The organism is Paraburkholderia sp. CI3, assembly GCF_050436505.1.
Lineage (GTDB): Bacteria > Pseudomonadota > Gammaproteobacteria > Burkholderiales > Burkholderiaceae > Paraburkholderia > Paraburkholderia tuberum.
This window is the reverse complement of sequence record NZ_JBNDMI010000003.1, coordinates 1,692,175-1,716,675: the sequence shown is the minus strand read 5'-3', so window position 1 is coordinate 1,716,675 and position 24,501 is coordinate 1,692,175. Positions and strand designations below refer to the sequence as shown.

Below are 24,501 nucleotides of genomic sequence, written 5' to 3'. Positions count from 1 at the left end.
AGTCCCGTCAGCGGACGAGCTTCCAACCGAGTATCAACACCAATATCCGTTCCCGGAGATCAACATGAGCGAAACCGTGTCCCCGCCGCCAAAGCGCTCCCGACGCGGGCTCATCATCTTCGCGGTTGTCGTGCTCATGCTGGTCGCGCTCGTCGTGGTTCATCTGATAACGCGCAAGAAGCCGGTGCGCGAGAACGCGGCGATCGTCGTCACCGTCGCGCAGGCGACGCTCGGTTCGATGCCGGTCACACTGAGCGAGCTCGGCACCGTCACGCCGATCGCAACCGTGACCGTGCTGCCGCAGCTGAGCGGCTATCTGACCGAAGTCGGCTATCACGAAGGCCAGGAGGTGCAAAAAGGCCAGTTCCTCGCGCAGATCGATCCGCGCCAGTATCAGATCAGCAAGCAGCAGGCGGAAGCGACGCTCGCGAAAGACCGCGCGTCGCTCGCGCAGGCGCGCGCCGATCTCGAGCGCTATACGCAGTTGAACGAACGCAAGTCGATCGCGCAGCAAACCTTCGCGGATCAGCAATTCCTCGTGCAGCAGGACGAAGCGGCGGTGAAGGTCGACCTCGCCAACATCGCCCAATTCGATCTCGACCTCGTCTATTGCCGCATCACCGCGCCGATCGCGGGCAAGGTCGGCTTGCGGCTCGTCGATCCGGGCAACTACGTGACCGCGTCGTCGTCGACGGGCATCGTCGTCATCACGACCGAGAAGCCGACCACGGTGCAGTTCACGGTGCCGCAGGATTCGCTCGCGTCGATCGTGCAGCGTCTGGCCACCGGCGCGAAGCTGCCGGTCACCGCGTATTCGAGCGATAACTCGCGCGAGATCGCGACCGGCACGCTGTACGCGGTCAGCAACCAGATGGCCACCGCGACCGGCACCGTCACCTTGCGCGCGAGCTTCGCGAACGAGGACGAAACGCTGTTCCCGAACGAGTTCGTCAACGTGAAGCTGCTCGTCGACACGATGCAGAACGCGGTGCTCGTGCCGACCGCCGCGGTACAGTCCGGCGCGCCGGGCGACTTCGTCTATCTGGTCAATCCGGACAGCACGGTGTCCGTGCACAAGGTCAAGCTCGGACCGGGCGACGGCAAGAACACGGTGATCGTGTCGGGACTCGCGGCCGGCAACCAGGTCGTGACGGACGGCATGGATCGTCTGAACGACGGCGCGAAGATCCAGCCGGCGCATCCGAAGTCCGCCGCCGCGGCGAGCGGCGCGTCCGCGACCGGCACGTCCGCGACCGGCACGTCCGCAACCGGCACGTCCGCAACCGGCACGTCCGCAACCGGCACGTCCGCAACCGGCCCGAAAGCGCCCGCCGCCGCGTCCGAAGCCGCGCCGGCGTCGAGCGCGGCGGCATCGCCTGCGCCGGCCGCGTCCGAAGCCGCCTCGTCGTAACGGACCCCCGCGCCGATGAACATTTCCCGCCTGTTCATTCTTCGCCCGGTCGCGACGCTGCTGCTGATGATCGCGCTCGTGCTCGTCGGTCTGATCGCGATGCGCGTGCTGCCGGTGTCGTCGCTGCCGAACGTCGACTATCCGACGATTCAGGTGCAGACCTTTTATCCGGGCGCGAGCCCGACGGTGATGGCGACCACCGTGACCGCGCCGCTCGAGGTGCAGCTCGGCGAGATTCCGGGCCTGCAGCAGATGACCTCGTACAGTTCGGACGGGGCGTCGGTGATCACGCTGCAGTTCGATCTGTCGCTGAACCTCGACATCGCCGAGCAGAACGTGCAGCAGGCGATCAACGCAGCGAACAGCTATCTGCCGTCTGGCTTGCCGGCGCCGCCGACCTACGCAAAGGTCAATCCCGCCGACCAGCCCATTCTGACGCTCGCGGTCACCTCGAAGTCGATGTCGCTGACGCAACTGGAGGACGTCGCGAACAACCGCCTCGGCACGAAGATCTCGGAAGTGGCGGGCGTCGGCGTCGTGACGACGAGCGGCGGCAACGTGCCCGCGATCCGCGTCGAAGCCGACCCGCACAAGCTCGCCGCCTACGGTCTGAACATCGACGATCTGCGCACGCTGCTGAGCTATGTGAACGTGAGCCAGCCGAAGGGCAATTTCGACGGCCCCGATCTCGACTACACGATCAACGGCAATGATCAGATCACCGATCCGAAAGACTACCTCGACACCGTAATCGCCTACCAGAACGGCTCGCCCGTATTCATGCGCGACGTCGCGCGCGTGAGCCAGGCCGCCCAGGACGTCGAGCGCGGCGCCTGGTACAACGGCTCGCCCGCGATCGTGCTGAACGTGCAGCGCCAGCCGGGCGCGAACGTGATCCAGACGGTCAACCAGATCATGAAGGAGCTGCCGCAGCTCGAATCGACGCTGCCGGCCGGCATGAAAGTGACCGTGGTGTCGGACAGCACCGGCGTGATCCGCGCGTCGGTCGCGGACGCCGCGTTCGAACTGATTCTCGCGATCGTGCTGGTGGTCGCGGTGATCTTCGTGTTCCTGCGCAACGTGCCCGCCACGCTGATTCCGAGCATCTCGGTGCCGGTCTCGCTGATCGGCACGCTCGCGGTGATGTACCAGCTCAACTACTCGATCGACAACCTGTCGCTGATGGCGTTGATCATCGCGACCGGCTTCGTGGTCGACGACTCGATCGTGATGATCGAGAACATCGTGCGCTATCTGGAAGAGGGCATGTCGCCGCTCGAAGCCGCCCTCGAAGGCGCGGGGCAGATCGGCTTCACGATTCTGTCGCTGACTATTTCGCTGATCGCGGTGCTGATTCCGCTGTTGTTCATGGGCGGCGTGATCGGGCGGCTGTTCAGCGAGTTCGCGGTGACGCTCGCGGTCACGATCGTGATTTCGGCGGTCGTGTCGCTGACGGTGGTGCCGATGCTGTGCGCGCGGATGCTGCGCGCGCAGGCCGAGCGCCATCCGAGCCGCTTCGAGCGCATCAGCGAGGGCCTGTTCGACAAGACGCTCGCCGCCTACGAGCGCGGCCTGCGCTGGGTGCTCGATCATCAGACGCTGACGCTGATGGTCGCGATCGCCACCGTGGTGCTGACCGGCATCCTGTATGTGGTGATTCCGAAGGGACTGTTTCCGGTGCAGGACGTCGGCGTGATCCAGGGCATCAGCGTCGCCGACAACTCGGTGTCGTACGCGGCGATGGTGCAGCGCCAGAGCGCGCTCGCCGAGGCGGTCCTGAAGGACCCGGACGTGGTCTCGCTGACGTCGTACGTGGGCATCGACGGCACCAATGCGACGCTGAACAACGGCCGCTTCCTGATCAATCTGCGCGAGCGCGACAAGCGTTCGGACACCGCCCAGGAAATCGCGCGCCGGCTCGCGCAGGAAGTCGCGCACGTGCCCGGCGTGAAGCTGTTCATGCAGCCCGAGCAGGACCTGACGCTCGACACGACCGTGTCGCCGAACCAGTACAGCTTCGTGTTGCGCGGACCGAGCCAGCAGGCGTTCCAGAAGTACGTGCCGGAACTCGTCGCGCGCCTGAAGCAGATTCCGTCGCTGTCGGACGTGCAGAGCGATCTCAATAGCGACGGCCTGAGCGTGAACGTCGAAGTGAACCGGCAACTGGCCGCGCGCTTCGGCATCACGCCCGCGACGATCGACAACGCGTTGTACGATGCGCTCGGCCAGCGCATCGTGTCGACTATCTTCGAGCAGTCGGCCCAGTACCGCGTAATTCTGGTCGCGAAGCCGGAAACGATGCCGACCGTGCAGTCGATCGGCAATCTGTATCTGCCGAGCCAGACCAGCAGCACGGGTCAGGTGCCGCTTTCCGGCATTGCGAAGATCCAGATCGCGAAGGCGCCGCTCGTGATCAGCCATCTCGCGCAGTTTCCGTCGGTGACGGTGTCGTTCAATCTCGCGAAGGGCGCATCGTTGAGCACCGCGGTCAAGGAGATTCACCAGGCCGAGCAGTCGATCGACCTGCCGCCGTCGATCACGTCGTCGCTGCAAGGCGCGACCGCGGCGTTCGAGGATTCGCTCTCCAGCGAGGTCTATCTGCTGATCGCGGCGCTCGTTGCCGTGTATATCGTGCTCGGCGTGCTGTACGAGAGCTTCATCCATCCGGTCACGATCCTGTCGACGCTGCCGTCGGCCGGTATCGGCGCGCTGCTCTCGCTGATGCTCGCGGGTATGGATCTCGACGTGATCGGCATCATCGGCATCGTGCTCCTGATCGGCATCGTCAAGAAGAACGCGATCATGATGGTCGACTTCGCGCTCGATGCCGAACGCAATCATGGCAAGGCGCCGCGCGATGCGATCTTCGAAGCGTCGCTGCTGCGTTTCCGGCCGATCCTGATGACGACGTTCGCCGCGATGCTCGGCGCACTGCCGATGCTGCTCGGCACCGGCACCGGTTCGGAACTGCGCCGGCCGCTCGGTCTCGCGATCATCGGCGGTCTGACGCTGAGCCAGGTGCTGACGCTGTTCACGACGCCGGTGATCTATCTGTTCTTCGACCGTATGGCCACGCGCGTGAACCGCTGGCGCGCCGAGCGCGCCAGGCGCAACGGCGGCGACGAGCCGGGCGGGCGTCCGCCGGAAGGCGGCGCGGAGGGCACGCGGTGAACATCCCGGCGATCTTCATCCGGCGGCCGGTCGCGACGACGCTGCTCGCGATCGCGATCCTGATCTCCGGCACGCTCGCGTATTTCCGCATGCCGGTCGCGCCGCTGCCGAACATCGCGTTTCCGGTGATCGTCGTGCAGGCCAACATGGCCGGCGCGAGCCCGAACATCATGGCGTCGACGGTGGCCGAGCCGCTCGAGCGGCGGCTCGCGACGATCGCCGACGTCGCGGAGCTGACCTCGATCAGCTATGTCGGCTCGTCGTTGATCATCGTCGAGTTCGGCCTGAAGCGCGACATCAACGGCGCCGCGCGCGACGTCGAGGCGGCGATCCAGGCCGCGCGCGCCGATCTGCCCACCACCTTGCGCAGCAATCCGAGCTACCGCCAGTACAACCCGGCCGACGCGCCGATCATGGTGCTGTCGCTGACCTCGGACACGCTGACCAAAGCGCAGCTCTACGACTCCGCCGATTCGGTGATCCAGCAGCAACTGTCGCAGGTGCAGGGCGTCGGCCAGATCACGCTCGGCGGCGGCGCGTTGCCGAGCGTGCGCGTCGAGTTGCAGCCGGGCAAGCTCAATAGCTACGGGATCGGCATGGAAGACGTGCGCGCGGCGATCAGCGCGGCCAATGCCGACAGCGCGAAGGGGCATATCGACGTCGGCGATCAGCGCTACGTGGTCACGTCGAACGATCAGATCACGCACGCGGCGCCGTATCGCGATCTGGTGGTCGCGTATCGCGACGGTGCGCCGGTGCTGTTGCGCGAGGTCGCCCAGGTGCGCGACTCGAACGAAAACATCCGCAACGCGGGGCTCTTCAACGGCAAGTCGGCGATTCTCGTGATCGTCTATCCGATGCCGGGCAGCAATGTGGTCAGCACGGTGCAGCAGATACGCAACGTGCTGCCGGCGATCGAAGCGACGTTGCCGAGCAGTGTGCATGTCGATGTCGCGATCGATCGCTCGCAGTCGGTCACCTCGTCGGTCAGCGATACAGAGCGCACGCTGTTCATCGCGATGCTGCTGGTGGTCGGCGTCGTGTTCATCTTTCTGCAGTCGCCGCGCGCGACGCTCATACCGGCGGTCGCGTTGCCGCTGTCGATCGTCGGCACCTTCGGGCCGATGTATCTGCTCGGCTATAGCATCGACAATCTGTCGCTGATGGCGCTGACCATCGGCACCGGCTTCGTCGTCGACGACGCGGTCGTCGTGCTCGAAAACGTCGTGCGGTACATGGAGCAGGGGTTGGGTCCGAAAGAGGCCGCGCTGAAGGGCGCGGGCGAAGTCGGCTTTACGGTGATCTCGATGAGCCTGTCGCTGATCGCGGTGTTTCTGCCGATCATCCTGTTTCCGGGCATCGTCGGACTGATGTTCCATGAGTTCGCGATCACGCTGTCGATCGCGATCCTGATTTCGCTGGTGATCTCGTTGACGGTCACGCCCGCGATGTGCGCGTACGTGCTGAGCCGCGACAACGCAGGTCATTCGAAAGCGCGTTGGGCACAGTGGATCGAGCGGCAGTTCGATCGCTTCAAGGGCGTCTACGCACGCACGCTGACGGCCGTGCTCGATCATTCGCTGCTGGTGATCCTGCTGCTGTTCGCGCTGCTGGTCGGCAACGTGTTCATGCTGAAGCTGGTGCCGGCCACCTTCTTCCCCGAGCAGGACACCGGCATCGTGATTGGGCAGATCATCGCCGACCAGAGCATTTCGTTCACGGCGATGCAGAAGAAGCTCGCGCAGTTGCAGTCGATCGTGCAAAGGGATCCGGCGGTGCAGTCCGTCGCGGGCTTTACCGGCGGGCGCGCGCTCAACACCGCCAACGTGTTCATCGAGCTGAAGCCGCTGTCGCAGCGGCACGCAACGGCCACCCAGGTCGTCAACCGGCTGCGGCCGAAGCTCGACGAAGTGTCGGGCGCGCGGCTCTTTCTGCAGGCGCAGCAGGATTTGCGCATCGGCGGGCGGCAATCGGCGGCCGAGTACCAGTACACGCTGACGAGCGACGATTCCGCCGCGCTGTTTGCGTGGACGCCGAAGCTTGTCGCCGCGTTGTCGAAGGAGCGCGGGCGGCTGCTCGACGTGAACTCCGACTTGCAGCAGAACGGCCTGCAGACCTACCTGACGATCAATCGCGCGACCGCCGCGCGCTACGGTTTTGCGCCGAATCAGATCGACAACGTGCTGTACGACGCGTTCGGCCAGCGCACCGTGTCGACGATCTACAACCCGCTGAACCAGTACTTCGTCGTGATGGAGGTCGCGCCTGAGTACTGGCAGTATCCAGAGACGCTGAACCGGATCTATCTGAGCACGTCCGCCGGCAATCCGACCGGCACGGCCGCGACACGGATGCCGCGCGGCACGGTGTCGGCGACGACGACTACCGCGACCACGACCGGCCCGTCGTCGAACACGAACTCGCGCAACTCGGACGCGCAGTCGAACGCGACCAACAACAGCATCGCCAACAGCAAGGGCGGCAGTTCGACCGGTAGCGCGGACAGCACGGCTGCCGAAACGATGGTGCCGCTGTCGGTGCTGACCTCGTATAGGAACAGCCATACGTCGACGCAGGTGAACCACCAGAGCGGGCTCGTCGCCGCGACGATCTCGTTCAACCTGCCGGCCGGCGGGTCGCTGAGCCAGGCGGGCGAGGCGATCAACGAAACGATCCGCGAGATCGGCATGCCCGCGAGCATCCACGGCTCGTTCGCAGGCGCGGCGGCGGCCTATTCGCAGTCGATGGGCGTGGTGCCGCTGCTGATTCTCGCGGCGCTCGGCGTCGTCTACATCGTGCTCGGCGTGCTGTACGAGAGCTCGATCCACCCCCTGACGATTCTGTCGACGCTGCCATCCGCGGGCATCGGCGCGACGCTCGCGCTGCTGATCTTCGGCACGCCGTTTTCGGTGATCGCGATGATCGGCATCATCCTGCTGATCGGTATCGTCAAGAAGAACGGCATCATGATGGTCGACGTCGCGATCCAGTTGCAGCGCCAGCAACAGATGCCCGCGCGCGACGCAATCCACGCGGCCGCGCTGATCCGTCTGCGGCCGATCATGATGACGACGTTCGCGGCCGTGCTCGGCGCGGTGCCGCTCGCGGTCGGCATGGGCCAGGGCGGCTCGCTGCGCCAGCCGCTCGGTATCACGGTGATGGGCGGGCTGATCCTGAGCCAGATGTTTACGCTCTATACGACGCCGGTGATTTATCTGTATCTCGACCGTCTGCGTGCACGGCTCGTCAGATGGTCCGCGGGGCTGCGCTGGAACCGCGACGCGAAGCCGGGACAAGCGGATACGAAGGCATGACGATGAAGATTGCGACTGAACGAATGACAGGATCTCGCGCCGGGCTGCCGAGCATCGCGACGCTCGCCGTCGCGCTGCTGGCGCTATTCAACGCCGGCTGCATGGTCGGCCCGGACTATCACCGGCCGCAGGTCAGCGTGCCCGCCACGTACTCGGAACTGCCGGGCTGGACCCAGGCCGAGCCGAACGCGACCGGCCCGAAGGGCACATGGTGGAGCGCGTTCAACGATCCGTTGATCGACGAACTCGAACCGCTCGTCGCGGTGTCGAACCAGACCGTGCGCGTGGACTACGCGAACTACCAGCAAGCGCTCGCCGAAGTGCGCGCCGCGCACGCGGCCCTGTTTCCGACCATCGGCGCTACCGGTTCGGCGACGCGCGAACGCGCGAGCAGTGGTTCGGTCAGTGCATCGGGAAGCTTCGTCAATGGTGCGACGGCGCGCATCGTCAATTCGGGCTCGCTGGAAGGCAACGTGAGCTGGGCGCCGGACCTGTGGGGCCAGGTGCGCCGCACCGTCGAGGAAAACGCCGCGAGCGCGCAGTCGAGCGAAGCGACGCTCGCGAATGCGACGCTCTCCGAGCAGGTCGCGCTCGCGACCGCGATCATCGAGCTGCGCACCAGCGACGCGAACATCGACCTGTTGCAGCAAACGGTCGTCGCGTATCAGCACTATCTCGACGTCGTCACCGAGCAGGATCGCGCGGGCACGATTCCGCCGAGCGACGTGATCACCGCGCGCAGCCAGTTGAATACCGCGAAGTCCGATCTGATCGCGCTCGGCGTCGCGCGCGCGCAGAACGCGCATGCGATCGCGGTGCTGGTCGGCAAGAACCCGGAAGAGCTGTCGATCACGCATAGCACCGCGATGCCGGCGCTGCCGTCGGCGCCGGTCGGCGTGCCGTCGACGCTGCTCGAACGCCGCCCCGACATCGCCGCCGCCGAGCGCAAGATGGCCGCGCAGAATGCGGCGATCGGCGTCGAGGTGGCCGCGTATTACCCGGACATCTCGCTGTCGGCCGTGGCCGGATTCACGCAGTCGCCGCTGTCCGGTCTGCTGAAGGCCGCGAACTACGTGTGGTCGCTCGGTGGCAGCGCGACCGAGACGCTGTTCGACGGCGGCCTGCGCAGCGCGGATGTCGACGCGGCGAAGGCGGCCTACGACGCGGCCGTTGCCAACTATCGCGGCACGGTGCTGGGCGCGTTCCAGAACGTCGAGGACGATCTGTCCGGCCTGCGCATTCTCGCCGAGCAGGCGCTCGTGCTCGAAACCGCGGTGCGCGACGCGGACCGTGGCGCGGAGATCGCGTTCAACGAATACCAGGCGGGCACCGTCGATTACACGACGGTCGCGATTGCGCAAGCGACGCAATTGACGACGCGGCAGACCGCGCTGAACGTGCAGGAATCGCGCTTGCTGCACGCGGCGTCGTTGTTTGGCGATCTGGGCGGCGGGTGGTCGACCGATGAGCTGCATGATCCGCGGCATCCGGCGGCGGCTTCATCCACGGCACCTTCTTCGGCTTCCTCGCCTTCGGCTGCGTCTGCTTCATCGGCTACGTCATCGGCGACGTCTGCGGCTATCATGCCGGGCGCGCGGCAAGTGCGGCACGATCAAAACGACTAAGGACGAGCATTGGCCAAAGGCATCCACGGGCAAGACGTCAGCGACCCGGTATCGACACCCGAAGACAACGCGCCACACCACGCACCGCCGCCGCGCGAAGTGACCTCGCTCGGCCTCTTTCTGATCTTCGCCCGCATCGGTCTGACGAGTTTCGGCGGCGGACTGAGCGGCTGGTTCATGCGCGAGTTCGTGCACGACCGCCACTGGATGAGCGAAGACGAATTTCTCAACGGCCTCGCGTTGTCGCAGGCGCTGCCCGGTGTCAACGTGAAGAATCTGGCGATCTGGATCGGCTACCGGCTGCTCGGCTGGCGCGGCGCTGTTGCGGGATTCTGCGGCATCATTTTTCCGGCGGCCGTCGTGATCATTCTGCTCGGCGCGTTCTTCTCGGCGATCGCATCGTTTCCGCTCACGCATATCGCGCTCGCTGGCGCCGCGGCCGGCGCGATCGGGCTGTCGCTGTCGATGGCGATCACCGCCGCACGCCGGCTGCCGCGTCGCGTGTTTCCGTATCTGGTGCTGCTCGCGACGTTCGCGGCTGCGGCGGTGTTTCGCGTATCGCTGGTGTGGACCGTGCTGATCGCCGGCGCGTTGAGCGTCGGCTATGAATACGTGCGCGAGGCGCGCCAGCCCTGATCGGCTTTTATCGCCGCTAGTCAAACTTCACAAAAGCTTCTGCCGTGTTCAGAACTCTTATCGCCCTGTTTTCGGTGTTCGCGCCGCTGTCGATCGTCACCGTCGGTGGCGGGCAGGGGATCATCCCCGAAGTGCAGCGCCAGGTCGTCGACGTGCATCACTGGATGACCCATGCGCAATTTCTCAGCGACTTCGCGATCGCGCGGCTCGCGCCCGGTCCTGGCTCGCTGCTCGCGACGCTGATTGGCTATCAGGTCGGCGGACTCGGTGGCGCGCTCGTCGCGACCGTCGCGCTATTTGGGCCGACTGCGTTTCTGATGTATGGCGTCGTGCACGTATGGAACCGGCACGAAGGCGCGCGCTGGCTGAATGCGTTGCAGGCCGGGTTGCGGCCGGTGGCTGCCGGGTTGATTCTCGCGGCCGTCTATGTGCTGATCAAGGAGCTCGAAGGTGGCTGGGTCGCGTGGCTTACCGCGGCGGTTGCGACCGTGCTCGTGATGGGGACGCGTATCAATGCGTTGGTGCTGATCGCGGGCGGGGCGATTGTGTTTTTGCTGGTGCATTTTGCGGGGTTGTTATAGGGCGCGGGGCGGGCGGTCTTATCGTGGCGGTACGTCGTCGGTACGCAGAGTGAGTAAGGTACGGAAGCGGCCACGACGCGCAAACCGCTTACAACGCCGCACGCAGTGCCTCGTCGACGACGGCAAGTCGAGCCGCGATGATCTTGACGAGAAACCGATGAAACTGTTGCGCGGCCGCCGGATCCTGTTGTTCGAGTCCTATGAGAGCGGTCGTCGACAAGCGGCGAACCCGCGTCGGCGTCTCGGCGATCACGTCCGCAATGCGCTGTTGCAGCGTGTAGACCGCCATTTCACCGACAACCGTCCCCGGGCCGAACGAGCGCAGCCGGACCGAGCGTCCATCGTCGAGCGGAAACGAGACCTCGACACGTACGCGCTCGATGAAATACAACCCGTCAGCCTGCTCACCGCGAAGAAAGAGCACCTGTCCCGCGAGCAGGTCATGCACTTCCAGGCATGCCAGCAGCGTGCTCAACGCGCTGGCCGTGAAGTGCGGCGCGAGCATCGCGTGAAAGTCGTAGCCGTGTCCTGTCGCACGCGAGTTCACCGTGAGCAACTGGTCTTCGACCCATTCCAGACCCGCGTCGAGCGAGTCGAACTCATGAATCCGGAGATTGAGGGTCCCGGTCTTCGTGAGCAGGTCGCGCGAGCGCGGCGGCAGCGCGGTCGGCACCAGGTCCGCGTTCTTCGCCGCGCATAGCTGCCTTAGCTTGACGAAGCTGATCGAAACCGACGCATCCATGCCCTGAGTCGATGCGAAATCGAGCACGACGAAACGGACCGGCACCGGATGGCTCTCGGCGAGTCGCCCACGCAGGCTGTGCAGAATCGAATTGGCCGTGCCAAAGAACAGGAACCCCTGCAGGCACATGCCGCAGATCTGCGCACCGAGTTCGCGCAAAGACTGGCTCTCGTCGATGCTGCGCTCCACATTGGACGTCCGTGTGCGCAAATCGAATTCCATCCGTATGCAACTGACCCGGCCGTAGAGCAGCTTGAACGTCACACACGCCGCGACGACGCCTACCGCAACGCCGACTACCACGCCGTAGGCGACGATCGTGCCGAGGCTGGCAGGCACGAGCAGGTACTCGTACCAACTGAGCTTCGCATACGCGCCCACCCGCCCCGCGCTTCCGATGCGGCGATTTTTCGCGTTTCAGCGAGCCCTTTATTGTCGGTGTTTCTGATCAACTTCCACGGAATGCGATCCTGCTGTGCGAGAAGGCGGGCGGCGATTTCACCTGAGCGATCGGGGCTGCTGTCGTCGACGGCGATGATTTCGAAATCGGTGAAGGATTGTGAGAGCAGGGAGTCGAGACAGTGCTCGATATAGTCCTCGACCTTGTAGATCGGCAGCAGAACGCTGATTCTCGGTGCGGACATGGACAAGCTCCTGGAAGTTTGAGTTTCACAGGGCAAAACGATGCCCGTCATTCTAATCGTCAGTTTGCTCTGACGAATCGGCTCGGTGATCTCCAACTGGACCGGTCGTTGGGTCTTCTGCTGCGTGACCATTGCCCGGGAGCCGACGTAGTTACGCCCAACCTCAATCTTCGTCACTATCGTTGTCGTGAAGACCGTAACGACGTTTGTCCCGCCAATCCCAGCGGTGATGACCGGGGAGCCCGGTGATCTTGCGGATCCTGAAACCATCGGCGACATACAGGGCTCCGTCACGCCCGAACACGAGCCCCGTTGGATTCGACAGCATGGCCTGAACGGCGAGACCGCCGTCACCGGAATAGCCCATCGCACCGGTCCCAGCGATAGTCCCAATGATGCCGGTCAGACAGCCTGAAACAGCCACGCACGAATGGGACATTTCATCACACACCTCTGGACCTATCCTGATGCAAGTAGTCGACGGGACGATCCGTCAACGCACATTGCGGGCGATCAGACGGAAGACAGAGTTGGAATATAGTCCTTGTCGCGAAGTCATTCAGAGCATTGACCTGAAGCGCTGAAGATCTGTCGCGTTTATTTGAGGTATGCGTCATCCAGTTCAATAAGCTCTTCGGACCGCAAAATGCCCACGATGTCTGTCAGATTCGTGGCTGGTGGGCCAATTTGACTTCGCAAGCGGTATCTCGGACACCTCAGGGGGCTGTGACCGAGCGACGTGAGTACAGGCTCTCTCTCTCATCAATTCATCGGGATCACATGTCAAGCGGAGAAGCCCTATGGGGCCGTGACGAAGCTCCAAAGCGCAGCGCATTCTGTATCGCTAAACGTGTATTGCGGCATCGCCTTTTTCAGGACGATTCCGGTCGGATCAACGCCGACATTCAAGGCCCGGCAGAACGAGCTCAGATCGTAACGGCTCGGCGGGCCGCCGCGTCGGCGTGTATCGCTGAGCAGATACTCGCTTGTCAACGGGGGACCAAAAGACGCTGCGTTGTCCGCGTGACCATGGCAATTGATACACCGGATAGCATTGTCAGGCAGCATGCGGTCGTCATCGCGTAAGTGCGCCGCCAGCGCGTGCTGCCCGCTAAAAATATCACGTCCCAACTCCATGGATTGCGATGAATCCGCGCCATTTGCCGCGGGTGTGACAGCAACCAAAAATACGGCCGCCGTCACGCATAGTGTGAAGGCGGCCCGATTCAAGGCGCGTGTCATCAGTGGATTCGAATAGTGGTTGAGACGCTCGGTACCCCGTTCGCGTCGATAGCGAATAACATGTAATAGCCGGGCACCGCGACTCCAGAATCACCCGGAATTTGCAACACATACTGGTCTGCGCTCTTCGAATGGTCTGCGCTGTTCGCGCTAAAGCTTAACGGAACGCGTCGCTGCTCGTTGTTGAGCGAATGGGTTGCCGACGATAGACGCATCAGCGCGAAGGCGCTAATCGCCCTGTCGGTGCTCACAGAGATCGATGAGCCGAGACTTGCGTTCGCGGGCGCCGACAGAATCGTGGGGCGTGAAGCTGGTTTACCGTCCGCATTGAGAAGATACGGTGGCGTCAGTATCTCGACGTCCGGGTGGTTGGTCGAACATCCGCCGCACAGCCCCCCACCACCGCTTAAAACGCGCCCGTCCGGCAGAAGCAGCGCGATACTGTGATAAGTGCGCGGGATCTTCTGGGCCGCAAGCGGCGTGAAACTTTCAGTCGCGGGGCTCCAGATCTCTGGCGTCAGAACCGCGTTGTCGTCAGAAAAAGGCTGGGCATAGGTTTGACCGCCAACCACGACGACTTCGCCGTCCGGTAATGCAACGCTGTTGGCAAACGCGCGCTGATAGTTCATTGGAGCTATCGTGCGCGTGTTCGCCGCTCTGCTGCTGATATCTATCAATGTCGCGTTCGACGTCGCGTAGTCGTTTTCGTAGTCAGGCGCACCACCGACCGCGAGGATTTTACGGACGTCATACATGACCGCGTTGCCGGTCATCGCGTCATTGTCAGCTCCTCGATTTCCCGACGCCGATATGCTGCCGGTGCCCGCGGTGCTAATCCACTGCATGGCTCGACTCGGTCCAGCGTGGAAAACCATGCCGTTGGAATCCGCGAACAACCACATATGATTGTCCGCACGATATATTCCTGCCGCATCGTCTGTTACGTCAGGGTCGCCCCAGTTGGCAGTTACCGCGGTATTCTTTCGCCAGCCCGATTTACTCCACGTTTCGCCGCTCTTGCCTCCTAGCCCACCGTTCCATGAGCCCCCCAATGCAAACACATCACCATTGCTCAATGTCACGCTGCCTTGATAGGCTCGGGGAATGTTCATCGGTTTCTGGGATGTCCAGTGTCCTGAGTCGGGGTTAAAAGCACTGACCTTGGCGCTACTCGATCCACCCGTCACCAGGATATCACCGTCGGGAAGATTGGCGATTCCAGGACAAAACATGTCGTGGCCGATATTGCTGACTAACACCTGCGTGCTCGTTTCCGCCACCGGATCGAAGATCGCGGTATAGGTGCCCCCGTTGTTCTCGTGCTTGTTCAAATTCACTTCGCCGCCCGTAAAATCCAGCGGACTATCAGCCGACCAGACCAGCACCTTTCCATTCGGCAGATTAGCCGCTGCCACCGGCACTAGTGGCAAAGAAATCGGGGCAGTCCACTGCGACGGCGGCGCGGTCTGCGCTGCTACATCCTCGCACGTCGCAATCAACATCGACCCGAGGACTATCAGGGCCAACGTTTTTTTGTCCGTTACTGACGACTTTGGATAACTTGCTGGAAACAGATTTCCTTTCATCGCGACGCCCCCTTTTCCGGGTTACATGTATTGCTGGTGTGATCGGCAACTTTGGTCAGGCAAATCACTTCGAACGTATTCAAACTCCCAGTACACCGAGAACATCACAAACTTCTTCGACTCGTGGAAGATCAGCGCTGCGCCAGCGCAACAACGCGTCGTGATCGAAGCAATAGACCTGGGTCGAATGATCGGCGACATTGCGTGGCAGCGATGCGCGCCCCGCCAACTCAGTTCGTGTTCGGTCGACGTCATCTGGCGCCAGCGTGACCGCATTCCATCGCGGACCGGCATTGAAACGCAGGAGCCATTCGTGCAACGCGGACGGTACATCGCCAAATGGGTCGATTCCAATCGAGAGCAAGCGGATGGGATAGCGTGTACGGGCTTGCAGCATCCGGTCTTGAACGGCGCTGAATAGCGCTCCCTGTAGGGGGCAAACCGAACTGCAACCCGTGTAAATCGTCTGCACCGCAGTGATGCCTTCACGCAACAACGCTTCGAGCGTTCGGGTCGTGCCAGTCTGGTCGACTACCGGAACATCGGTGAGGCGAACCGGCGGTCTGACCGGCCCCATGTTTCCATGCTGAGCATGAAGTTTCGCCGATACCGCCGCCGCCACGGCTAGAGCGGTTGCGTGCAACATCTCCCGGCGCGTCCACGCGGTCATGTCACCACCCTTGCAGTGCCGTCCTGATGTATCGAAACGCCAGGCATTGCAACGGACCCATGCGCGACGCCGATCGGAACAAAATGCCGTTGCGGGCACTCGACAAGAAAAAGAGTGCAGCTTTTCATTCCGAGTGCGACACGACTCGCTGGCCTTCTCATCGCAACCTCGCGTCTTGCCCATACCTAAACGATAGTGAGGCTTTCTTTCATATTGGCTTCGAAGATGGAGCTTGGCGAATATTCGCGAATGGCGAATGCTCAGGAAATGTAAGTAGGCGTGTTGCGAACGCTGTCTCGACGGTAAGCATGTCAGGCGGGATCGAGTCCGCTCAACGCGGGATGCGGGGAATGACTTCGAAGCACTCCTATCAGCGGAATTTTCCGCAAATTGCTCTAGGACAATATTTTTCCGCCCCGTTTTGGCCTCACTATGGAGATCGAGCAAGACGACGCGACTCCATATGGAGCCAGCACCCGCCACAACGGAGGAGCAGCGGTGATCGAGCAATGGCGCGAGGCCGTGCGCGCGGTGCACGGCGTGGAATCGAAATACAAGCGGCTGGTCAAGGCGATTGCCGGCGACATCGAGAACACGTCGCTGCCGCCGGGCGCGCGCCTGCCGCCGCAACGCGACGTCGCCGCCGAACTCGCGATCAGCGTACAGACCGTGACCAACGCGTACAAGGAACTGGAGCGGCAAGGCCTGATCCGCTGCGAGGTCGGGCGCGGCAGCTTCGTCGCGGCTCGCGTCACCGAAACGATGTCGAGCTACATGCTCGATACGGCCGAGCGTTCGGTGGTCGACTTTTCGATCGCGCGCATCATTCACACGTCCGAGCATGACGCAATGTGGCGCAAGGTCTGCGCGACGCTGTCGACGCTCGACGATCAGCCGTGGATTCGCGCGTTCCGGCCGATCGCGGGCTTCGAGCATCATCGCCAGGCGGGTATTGCATGGCTCGCGTCGCTCGGCATGCCGGCTTCGGCCGATACGCTGCTCGTCACGAACGGGGCCGCCCACGGCATTTTTCTCGCGCTCGCTTCGCTGGTGGGGCCGGGCGACACCGTGCTGTGCGAAAGCCTGACGGATCACGGCGTGATAGGTTCGGCCAACGTGCTCGGCTTCACGCTGAAGGGCCTCGAGATCGATGAGTACGGCATTCACCCCGAGCATTTCGAGGAGATGTGCGACAGCGAGCGCATCTCGGCGCTCGTCTGCACACCGACGCTGAACAATCCGACCGTTGCGTTGATGCCCGATTCGCGGCGTCGCGCGATTGCGAAAATCGCCGAACGCTATGGCGTATACGTGATCGAGGACGACGTGTACGGGCCGTTGCCGGCCAAACATTCCACGCCCATTTCGAGCCTGATTCCGGATCTTTCGTTCTACTGCACGAGTTTTACGAAGTCGGTGATGGCCGGCTTGCGCATCGGTTATATGACGACGCCGCGCCGGCTCGCGCTGCGCGCCGAGAGCGTGCTGCGCGTGAGCAGTTGGATGGCGACGCCGCCGATGGCCGAGATCGCCACGCGCTGGATCGTCGACGGCACGGCCGCGCGGCTCGTCGAAATTCAGCGCGAGCGGCTCGGGCGGCGTCAGTCGCAATTGCAGCAGACGCTCGGTAAATATGTCCTGGGCGCGCATCCGCAGGCGCTATCGGCGTGGCTGCGGGTGCCCGATCACTGGCGCACCGATCGGCTGGTGCGCGAACTGCGCAACCGCGACATCGCAGTCACGTCGCCCGATCCGTTTCTCGTGCGCGACGCCGACCGGCCCAACGCGGTGCGGGTTTGCGTCGGCGCCGAGGTCAGCGAAGACGCCTATAAAGCCGCGCTCGAAACGATGCGCGACGTGTTCGAGCAGTACCCGCAGGTGCACGATTTCACCTGATCGCGCCGGTGCGCGAATTGCGTAACGCGCTGACCGAAATGAACTAGGACAATAAAAATTCTTTTTTAGAACACTAGACTGGGCTGCATGGAAAGCGATGCGGTCGCGAGTCACTGCGGTTATCTGCGATAGCCGTGCCCGCATCGAATAGCGAATCGACCTCTTTGATGCAGGGCCTGGTGCATGTCCGTTCCATCGTTAGCCGTTCCATTGTCAGCCAGTCTTTCGTTAGCCGACATTTACCGCGCGCGCAGCCGTATCGACGCTCGCGTATGCCGTACGCCGCTCGTCGAATCGCCGAGCCTGTCGGCGCACGCGGGCACGCCGGTTTATCTGAAGCTCGAAACCATGCAGCCGACCGGCAGCTTCAAGCTGCGCGGCGCGACCAACGCGCTCGCGCAGTTGGCCGAGCAGGGCTGCACTCGCGTGGTGACCGCATCGACCGGTAATCATGGCCGCGCGCTCGCGCATGCGGCGCGCGCGCTCGGTATGGACGCGACCGTGTGTCTGTCGCGCCTCGTGCCCGCCAACAAGGTCGACGCGGTACGGGCGCTCGGCGCGCACGTGCGCATTACCGGCCAAAGTCAGGACGAGGCCGAGCACGAAGCATTGCGGCTCGCGCGCGAAGAAGGCTATGCGTACGTGCCGCCATTCGACGATCCGCGCGTGATCGCCGGACAGGGGACGATCGGGCTCGAAATCGTCGAGGCCTTGCCCGATGTCGCGAACATCGTGGTGCCGTTGTCGGGCGGCGGGCTGTTTGCCGGCATCGCGCTCGCGGCGAAAAGCACCAATCCCACGATTGGCTTGACAGGCGTCACGATGGCGCGCGGCGCCGCGATGCATGCGAGTCTCGCGGTCGGACGGCCGGTGCTGATCGAGGAAGTCGACACGCTCGCCGATTCGCTCGGCGGTGGCATCGGACTCGAAAACCGCTATACGTATGCGCTGACGCGCGATCTGATCGACGAGACCGTGCTGCTCGACGAGGCGTCGATCGCGCGCGGCATCGCGCATGCGTATCGGCAGGAACGGCTCGTCGTCGAAGGCGCGGCGGCGGTGGGGATTGCCGCGGTGCTCGATCACGCGCTGCCCGCTGAACGCATCGCGCGCGGGCCGCTCGTGCTCGTCGTGACGGGCGCGAACATCGATATGAATCTGCATCGGCGGATCATACACATCGGCAACGAAACCTCGCAAGCCGCGCCGTCACCGAACTCACACGCCCCATCATGACCTCGATCACGCTCCTTGGCGAAGCCGAGCTTCGCAATCTCGTGCCGCTCGATCTCGCGGCCATCGATCAGATCGAAGCCGCCTTTGTCGCGCTCGCGACCGAGGCGGTCGCGATGCCGCCGATCCTGCGGCTCGATCTGCCCGCGCATAACGGCGAAGTCGACGTGAAGACCGCGTGGCTGCCACGCCTCGACAGCTTCGCGATCAAGGTCAGTCCAGGCTTCTTCGACAACCCGTCGCTCGGTCTGCCGAGCCTGAATGGTCTGATGCTGGTGTTGTCGGCGAAGACCGGGCTGACCGAAGCGGTGCTGCTCGACAACGGCTATCTGACCGCGATACGCACGGCGGCCGCCGGCGCGGTCGCGGCGCGCTGGCTCGCGAAAGCGCACACGCCGCAGGTCGCGGTGATCGGCGCGGGCGAGCAGGCGCGTCTGCAACTGCGGGCCTTGATGCTGGTGCGCCGCGTCGAACACGTACGCGTCTGGGCGCGCGACGCGGCGAGCGCGCTGCGTTTCTCCGCGGAAGTGAACGACACGCCCGGCGTGCGATGCGATGTCGCGACCAGCGTTCATGACGCGCTCGCCGAAGCGGACGTCGCGATTACCACCACGCCGAGCCGCACGCCGCTGATCGAAGCCGCCGATCTGCATCCGGGCCTGCACATCACTGCGATGGGTTCGGACGCCGAGCACAAGAACGAAATCGCGCCGGCCGCGCTGGCGGCGGCGCGCTACGTATGCGACCGCGCGCAGCAAACGCGCGTGCTCGGCGAACTGCATCACGCGCTCGCCGCGGGCACGATGCGTGACGATGCGGCGATCGTCGAATTGGGCCAGGTGATCGCGAAACAGGCCGCGGGCCGCACGAGCGACGCCGACGTGACGATCTGCGATCTGACCGGAACCGGCGCGCAGGACACCGCTATCGCCGCGCTCGCATTGCAGCGCGCGCGTGCCGCGAAGGCGGGAACGACATTTGGCAACGACGCGCCGCCTAGATGACGCGCGATGAACGGCAATAGGCCGCGCAAGCGGCTCAAGAAGGAGTAGCACAGATGCGGGCATCCCCGATTCAACCGACGGTCGATTTCAACGCCGACGGCGAACAGCATGGTTTCCTGAAGCTGCCTCATTCGCACGACGTCTCCGCATGGGGCGCGGAGATGATCCCCATCACCGTGATCAGCAACGGCGAGGGACCGACCGCGCTGCTAACGGGCGGCAATCACGGTGATGAATACGAAGGGCCGATTGCGCTGTCGAAGCTCGCCGCCACATTGAAGGCGAGTGATGTACGCGGGCGAGTGATCATCGTGCCGTTCATGAATTTTCCGGCGTTTCGCGCGGGCACGCGCACGTCGCCGATCGATCACGGCAATCTGAATCGCAGCTTTCCGGGCAAGCCGGACGGCACCGTGACCGAGAAGATCGCCGATTATTTTCAGCGCTATCTGCTGCCGCTCGCCGACTATGTGCTCGATCTGCACGCGGGTGGCCGCACGCTCGACTTCGTGCCGTTCGCCGCGATTCACGTGCTGCCCGACGCGACACAGCAGGCGCGCTGCGAGGCAGCGATGCGCGCATTCGGCGCGCCGTACTCGATGCGGATGCTCGAACTCGACAGCGTCGGCCTTTACGACACGGCCGTCGAGGAAGCGGGCAAGGTGTTCGTGTCGACCGAACTCGGGGGCGGTGGCACGGCGACCGTGCAGAGCGTCGCGATTACGGAGCGTGGTGTGCGCGGCTTTCTACAGCATGCTGGAATCATCAGGCAAGACGAAGCAATGGGTCACTCGAGGGCGAGCGCGCCGCGCACGACGACGCTGCTCGATATGCCCGACGGCACCTGCTACACGACGAGCGAGCACGACGGCCTGCTCGAACTGTGCAAGGACCTCGGCGACATGGTCGACGGCGGCGAGGTGATCGCGCGGATTTACGACGCGAAGCGCACCGGCGCCGCGCCGATCGAATATCGCGCGCGACGCGGCGGCATGCTGGCCGCGCGGCATTTTCCGGGGCTCGTGCGGATCGGCGACACGGTTGCGGTGGTCGCCGACGTGCTCGAACGAGGCATACCGGTAACGGTCTGAACGCGCGATGAGATTCGACCGCTACGATCTCGCGATTTTGCGCATTCTCGCACGCGATGGACGCATCACGAAGTCGCGCCTCGCCGAAGAAATCAATCTGTCGATTTCGCCGGCATGGGAGCGCGTGAAGCGCCTCGAAGAAGAGGGCGTGATTCGCGGGTATCGCGCGGATATCGATTGGGTGCGCGCGTTCAAGGGCAGCCGCGTGGTGGTCGAGGTCACGCTCGCGCGTCATACCGCGCCGGACATGCGGCGCTTCGAGGAGCGCATCGCGGCCGCGCCCGAAGTCGTGCAATGCCTCGCGACGGGTGGCGGTGTCGACTATGTGATGCACGTGCTGTCGCGCGATATCGACCACTATCAGCGCTTCATCGATACGTTGCTGACCGACGAATTGGGCATCGAAAAGTACTTCACCTATATCGTCACGAAGGTGGTGAAAAGCGGGGCCGAAGGCTTGCCCGAATGGGCGGAACAATCGATTGGCGAGAACGGCTGAGTGGCGCGCTACTTGCGGTCGACGTACGACGAAAAGCCCCACCCGAAAAAACGATAACCATGTGGCGAATTGCAGAAAGAACGTAGCCTTCGAGAAGCGACAACAAAAAAAACCGCAGTGCCGCCGGACCTACAGTGATAGCAGACATCGCACACAGGAGGTCGTCATGTTGCTGGGTCATCCGGTCTTATTCAAATCGCTGTGCTACGTGGATGGACGCTGGGTTCATAGCGCGAGCGCCGCGAGCGTCGCGGTGCAGAATCCCGCGAATCAGGAAGTGCTCGGCCATGTGCCGATGCTCGACGCGGCGCAGATCACCGCCGCGGTCGATGCCGCGCAGCGCGCGTTCGACACGTGGCGCTGGGTGCCGGTCGCCAAACGTTCGGCGCTGCTGCTGCGCTGGCATGAACTGATTCTGCGTCATCAGCAGGATCTCGCCGCGATTCTGTCGCTCGAACAGGGCAAGCCGCTTGCTGAAGCGCGCGGCGAAATTGCGTATGGCGCGAGCTTCGTCGAATGGTTCGCGCATGAGGTGCGGCGCCTGAATGGGCGCACGATTCCGACGCATATCGATGGCGCTCATCTGGGCACGATCATCGAGCCGGTCGGCGTGGCCGCGCTGATCACGCCGTGGAATTTTCCGTGCGCGATGCTCACCCGCAAGGCCGCCGCCGCGCTCGCCGCCGGTTGCACGGTGGTCGCGAAGCCCGCACACGAGACGCCGTTCTCCGCGCTCGCGCTCGCGCAACTCGCCGAAGAAGCGGGCTTTCCGGCCGGCGTGTTCAACGTCGTGCTCGGCGAGCCGCAAATGGCGATGGAAACGCTGGTTTCAGATAGCCGCGTGCGCTCGGTCAGCTTCACCGGCTCGACGCGTGTCGGCGCGCTAGTGATGCAAACGGCCGCACGGGCAGGCATCAAGAAGACCGCGCTCGAACTGGGCGGCAACGCGCCTTTCATCGTGACCGAAGATGCGGACCTCGAACACGCCGTGAGCGTCTCGGTCGCGGCGAAGTTCCAGACCTCGGGCCAGGACTGCTGCGCGGCGAACCGGATCTTCGTCGCGCGTTCGTTGTATGAAGCGTTCGTCGCGCGATATAGCGATGCCGTGAAGGCGTTGAAAGTGGGCGGCGCATTCGACCCGAACGTGGACGTCGGCCCGCTGATGCACCAGGCCGCGTTCGACACGACCGTGCAGCGCGTCGCCGACGCGCGTGAGAAGGGTGCGCGCGTCACGGTAGGCGGCGCGGCGCACGAGCGCGGCGGCTGGTTCTTCGAGCCGACCGTGGTCGCCGATGCGGCGCCCGGCATGCGCATTTACGACGAAGAAAATTTCGCGCCGATCTCGGCGGTCACGCCGTTCGATTCGCTCGACGAAGTGGTCGAACGCGCGAACGACACTGAGTATGGACTCGCCGCCTACGTGTGCGCGAGAGATCTGAACACCGTGTTTCAACTGATCCGCCGACTCGACTTCGCGATGGTGTCCATCAACGGCGCGAAGTTCACCGGCGCACCGATTCCGTTCGGCGGCATCAAGTCGTCGGGGCTTGGACGCGAAGGCGGCGTCGAAGGCTTCGAGCCGTTCGTCGAGACACGTTATTTCTGCCTTGGCCAGCTTGGCTTGCCGGTCAGCGACAGCGCCCCCGCTCGTGCCCCTGCACATGCGATGGCGACGGACGCAACGGCCTGAACCTACCGATTCATTCATCCAGACATCACACGAAGGAGCGACCCATGACTCAATTCGATCAACTGCTGAGCGCCGATCGCGCGCATTTCATGCATCCGTCGACGCACGCGCACGATCACGCGAGCGGCGCGCTGCCGGGCCGGATCGTGACCGGCGCGAAAGGCATCCGTATCGAAGACCATCAAGGCAAGTCTTTTATCGATGCATTTGCCGGTCTTTACTGCGTGAACATCGGCTATGGCCGAACCGAAGTGGCCGAGGCGATTTACGAGCAGGCGAAGAAGCTCGCGTATTACCACACGTATGTCGGCCACTCGACCGATACGATCATCGAGCTGTCGTCGCGCATCATCGACTGGTCGCCGCAGGGCATGAAGAAGGTGTACTACGGCATGTCCGGTTCGGACGCGAACGAAACGCAGATCAAGCTCGTCTGGTACTACAACAATGTGAAGGGCCGCCCGAACAAGAAGAAGATCATTTCGCGCGAGCGCGGCTATCACGGCTCGGGCATCGTCACCGGCAGTCTCACGGGATTGCCGAGCTTCCACCAGTTCTTCGATCTGCCGATCGAGCGCGTCAAGCATACCGTGTGTCCGCACTGGTATCGTCGCGCGCCGGCCGGTATGAATGAAACGCAGTTCGTCGCGTACTGCGTCGACGAACTCGAAAAACTGATCGCGCGCGAAGGCGCCGACACGATCGCGGCCTTCATCGGCGAACCGGTGATGGGCACGGGCGGCATCGTACCGCCGCCGGCCGGTTACTGGCCCGCGATCCAGCAGGTGCTGAAGAAGCACGACATCCTGTTGATCTGCGACGAAGTGGTGTGCGGTTTCGGCCGGCTCGGCTCGAAGATGGGTGCGCAGCACTACGGCATTCAACCCGATCTGATCACTGTCGCGAAGGGTTTGACGAGTGCTTACGCGCCGCTGTCCGGCGTGATCGTCAGCGAAGGCGTATGGGACGTGATCGATAAGGCATCGCAGGAATCGGGTGCGTTGGGGCATGGCTGGACCTATTCGGGTCATCCGATCTGCGCGGCGGCGGCGCTCGCGAACCTCGATATTCTCGAACGCGAGAACCTCACGCAGAATGCGGCGCAAACCGGCGCTTATCTGCTGGAGCAATTGCATGCGGCGTTCGACTCGCATCCGCTCGTCGGCGAAGTGCGCGGCGTGGGCATGCTGGCCGCGCTGGAGTTCATGGCCTACAAGGATGTCCGCACGCCGTTCGATGCGGCGCTGAAGGTCGGGCCGCGTGTGTCGGCTGCCGCGATGCAGCGTGGACTGATCGCGCGGGCGATGCCGCACGGCGACATTCTCGGCTTTGCGCCGCCGCTGGTGACGTCGCGCGGCGACGTGGACGAGATCGTGAAGCTGACGCGCGAGGCGGTGGATGAGGTGGCGTCGCAGGTGTTTGCGCCGGCTGCTTCGCTTTGATGAAATGAGGTGAACGAGAGCCCC

General features: G+C 63.6%; 18 protein-coding genes and 1 pseudogene. 13 read left to right on the top strand and 6 right to left on the bottom strand.

The window, feature by feature from the left end; genetic code table 11:
- Positions 1–64: 64 nt before the first annotated feature.
- From OKW29_RS16555 to OKW29_RS16530, 6 genes are read left to right on the top strand one after another with little or no spacing between them, the layout of a single operon-like run.
- Positions 65–1,411 carry an efflux RND transporter periplasmic adaptor subunit gene (locus tag OKW29_RS16555; protein ID WP_429291797.1) on the top strand — a complete coding sequence of 449 codons (1,347 nt, stop codon included), beginning with the start codon at positions 65–67 and terminating at the stop codon, positions 1,409–1,411.
- 15 nt (positions 1,412–1,426) lie between these two features.
- On the top strand, positions 1,427–4,582 hold the full coding sequence (locus OKW29_RS16550; RefSeq protein ID WP_429291796.1) for an efflux RND transporter permease subunit: 3,156 nt from the start codon (positions 1,427–1,429) through the stop codon (positions 4,580–4,582).
- Positions 4,579–7,896: an efflux RND transporter permease subunit gene (locus tag OKW29_RS16545; protein ID WP_429291795.1), complete on the top strand. Its 3,318-nt coding sequence runs from the start codon at positions 4,579–4,581 to the stop codon at positions 7,894–7,896. Before OKW29_RS16550 ends, OKW29_RS16545 begins: the two co-directional genes overlap by 4 nt.
- A complete protein-coding gene (locus OKW29_RS16540; RefSeq protein WP_429291794.1) occupies positions 7,893–9,521 on the top strand; it encodes an efflux transporter outer membrane subunit in 1,629 nt (542 codons plus the stop codon). Before OKW29_RS16545 ends, OKW29_RS16540 begins: the two co-directional genes overlap by 4 nt.
- A 9-nt stretch (positions 9,522–9,530) precedes the next feature.
- The gene (locus OKW29_RS16535) at positions 9,531–10,157 is read left to right on the top strand and encodes a chromate transporter (protein ID WP_429291793.1); all 627 of its coding nucleotides are present in this window, start codon (positions 9,531–9,533) and stop codon (positions 10,155–10,157) included.
- Positions 10,158–10,201: 44 nt separating this feature from the next.
- The gene (locus OKW29_RS16530) at positions 10,202–10,738 is read left to right on the top strand and encodes a chromate transporter (protein ID WP_429291792.1); all 537 of its coding nucleotides are present in this window, start codon (positions 10,202–10,204) and stop codon (positions 10,736–10,738) included.
- An 88-nt stretch (positions 10,739–10,826) separates the two neighbouring features.
- Here OKW29_RS16530 and OKW29_RS16525 read toward each other — a convergent pair.
- From OKW29_RS16525 to OKW29_RS16500, 6 genes and pseudogenes are all read right to left on the bottom strand, one after another.
- Positions 10,827–11,858, bottom strand: a pseudogene (locus tag OKW29_RS16525) (cyclic nucleotide-binding domain-containing protein); the annotation flags it as partial.
- Positions 11,777–12,124: a glycosyltransferase family 2 protein gene (locus tag OKW29_RS16520; protein ID WP_429292518.1), complete on the bottom strand. Its 348-nt coding sequence runs from the start codon at positions 12,122–12,124 to the stop codon at positions 11,777–11,779. The pseudogene OKW29_RS16525 and the gene OKW29_RS16520, both read right to left, overlap by 82 nt.
- A gap of 163 nt (positions 12,125–12,287) precedes the next feature.
- Positions 12,288–12,491, bottom strand: a complete 204-nt coding sequence (locus OKW29_RS16515; protein WP_429291791.1) for a hypothetical protein — start codon at positions 12,489–12,491, stop codon at positions 12,288–12,290.
- Positions 12,492–12,922: 431 nt separating this feature from the next.
- A complete protein-coding gene (locus OKW29_RS16510; protein WP_429291790.1) occupies positions 12,923–13,366 on the bottom strand; it encodes a hypothetical protein in 444 nt (147 codons plus the stop codon).
- Positions 13,366–14,952 carry a galactose oxidase-like domain-containing protein gene (locus OKW29_RS16505; protein WP_429291789.1) on the bottom strand — a complete coding sequence of 529 codons (1,587 nt, stop codon included), beginning with the start codon at positions 14,950–14,952 and terminating at the stop codon, positions 13,366–13,368. Before OKW29_RS16505 ends, OKW29_RS16510 begins: the two co-directional genes overlap by 1 nt.
- 79 nt (positions 14,953–15,031) lie before the next feature.
- Positions 15,032–15,598: an SCO family protein gene (locus OKW29_RS16500; RefSeq protein WP_429291788.1), complete on the bottom strand. Its 567-nt coding sequence runs from the start codon at positions 15,596–15,598 to the stop codon at positions 15,032–15,034.
- Between the two features lie 522 nt (positions 15,599–16,120).
- Here OKW29_RS16500 and OKW29_RS16495 point away from each other — a divergent pair.
- The 7 genes from OKW29_RS16495 (at position 16,121) to OKW29_RS16465 (ending at position 24,477) form a co-directional block, all read left to right on the top strand.
- Positions 16,121–17,518, top strand: coding sequence for a PLP-dependent aminotransferase family protein (locus tag OKW29_RS16495; RefSeq protein WP_184070244.1), 1,398 nt, complete (start codon positions 16,121–16,123; stop codon positions 17,516–17,518).
- Between the two features lie 183 nt (positions 17,519–17,701).
- A complete protein-coding gene (eutB, locus tag OKW29_RS16490; RefSeq protein WP_429291787.1) occupies positions 17,702–18,754 on the top strand; it encodes a hydroxyectoine utilization dehydratase EutB in 1,053 nt (350 codons plus the stop codon).
- Complete coding sequence (locus tag OKW29_RS16485) at positions 18,751–19,755, top strand: cyclodeaminase (RefSeq protein WP_429291786.1); 1,005 nt, start codon at positions 18,751–18,753, stop codon at positions 19,753–19,755. The genes eutB and OKW29_RS16485 overlap by 4 nt, the downstream gene beginning before the upstream one ends.
- Before the next feature lie 53 nt (positions 19,756–19,808).
- Positions 19,809–20,846, top strand: a complete 1,038-nt coding sequence (gene doeB / locus OKW29_RS16480) for a N(2)-acetyl-L-2,4-diaminobutanoate deacetylase DoeB (RefSeq protein ID WP_429291785.1) — start codon at positions 19,809–19,811, stop codon at positions 20,844–20,846.
- A gap of 7 nt (positions 20,847–20,853) precedes the next feature.
- A complete protein-coding gene (locus tag OKW29_RS16475; protein WP_429291784.1) occupies positions 20,854–21,345 on the top strand; it encodes an Lrp/AsnC family transcriptional regulator in 492 nt (163 codons plus the stop codon).
- A gap of 166 nt (positions 21,346–21,511) precedes the next feature.
- Entirely contained in the window at positions 21,512–23,035 is a 1,524-nt protein-coding gene (locus tag OKW29_RS16470; protein WP_429291783.1) for an NAD-dependent succinate-semialdehyde dehydrogenase, read from the top strand.
- Between the two features lie 44 nt (positions 23,036–23,079).
- On the top strand, positions 23,080–24,477 hold the full coding sequence (locus OKW29_RS16465; protein ID WP_429291782.1) for an aspartate aminotransferase family protein: 1,398 nt from the start codon (positions 23,080–23,082) through the stop codon (positions 24,475–24,477).
- Positions 24,478–24,501 lie beyond the last annotated feature (24 nt).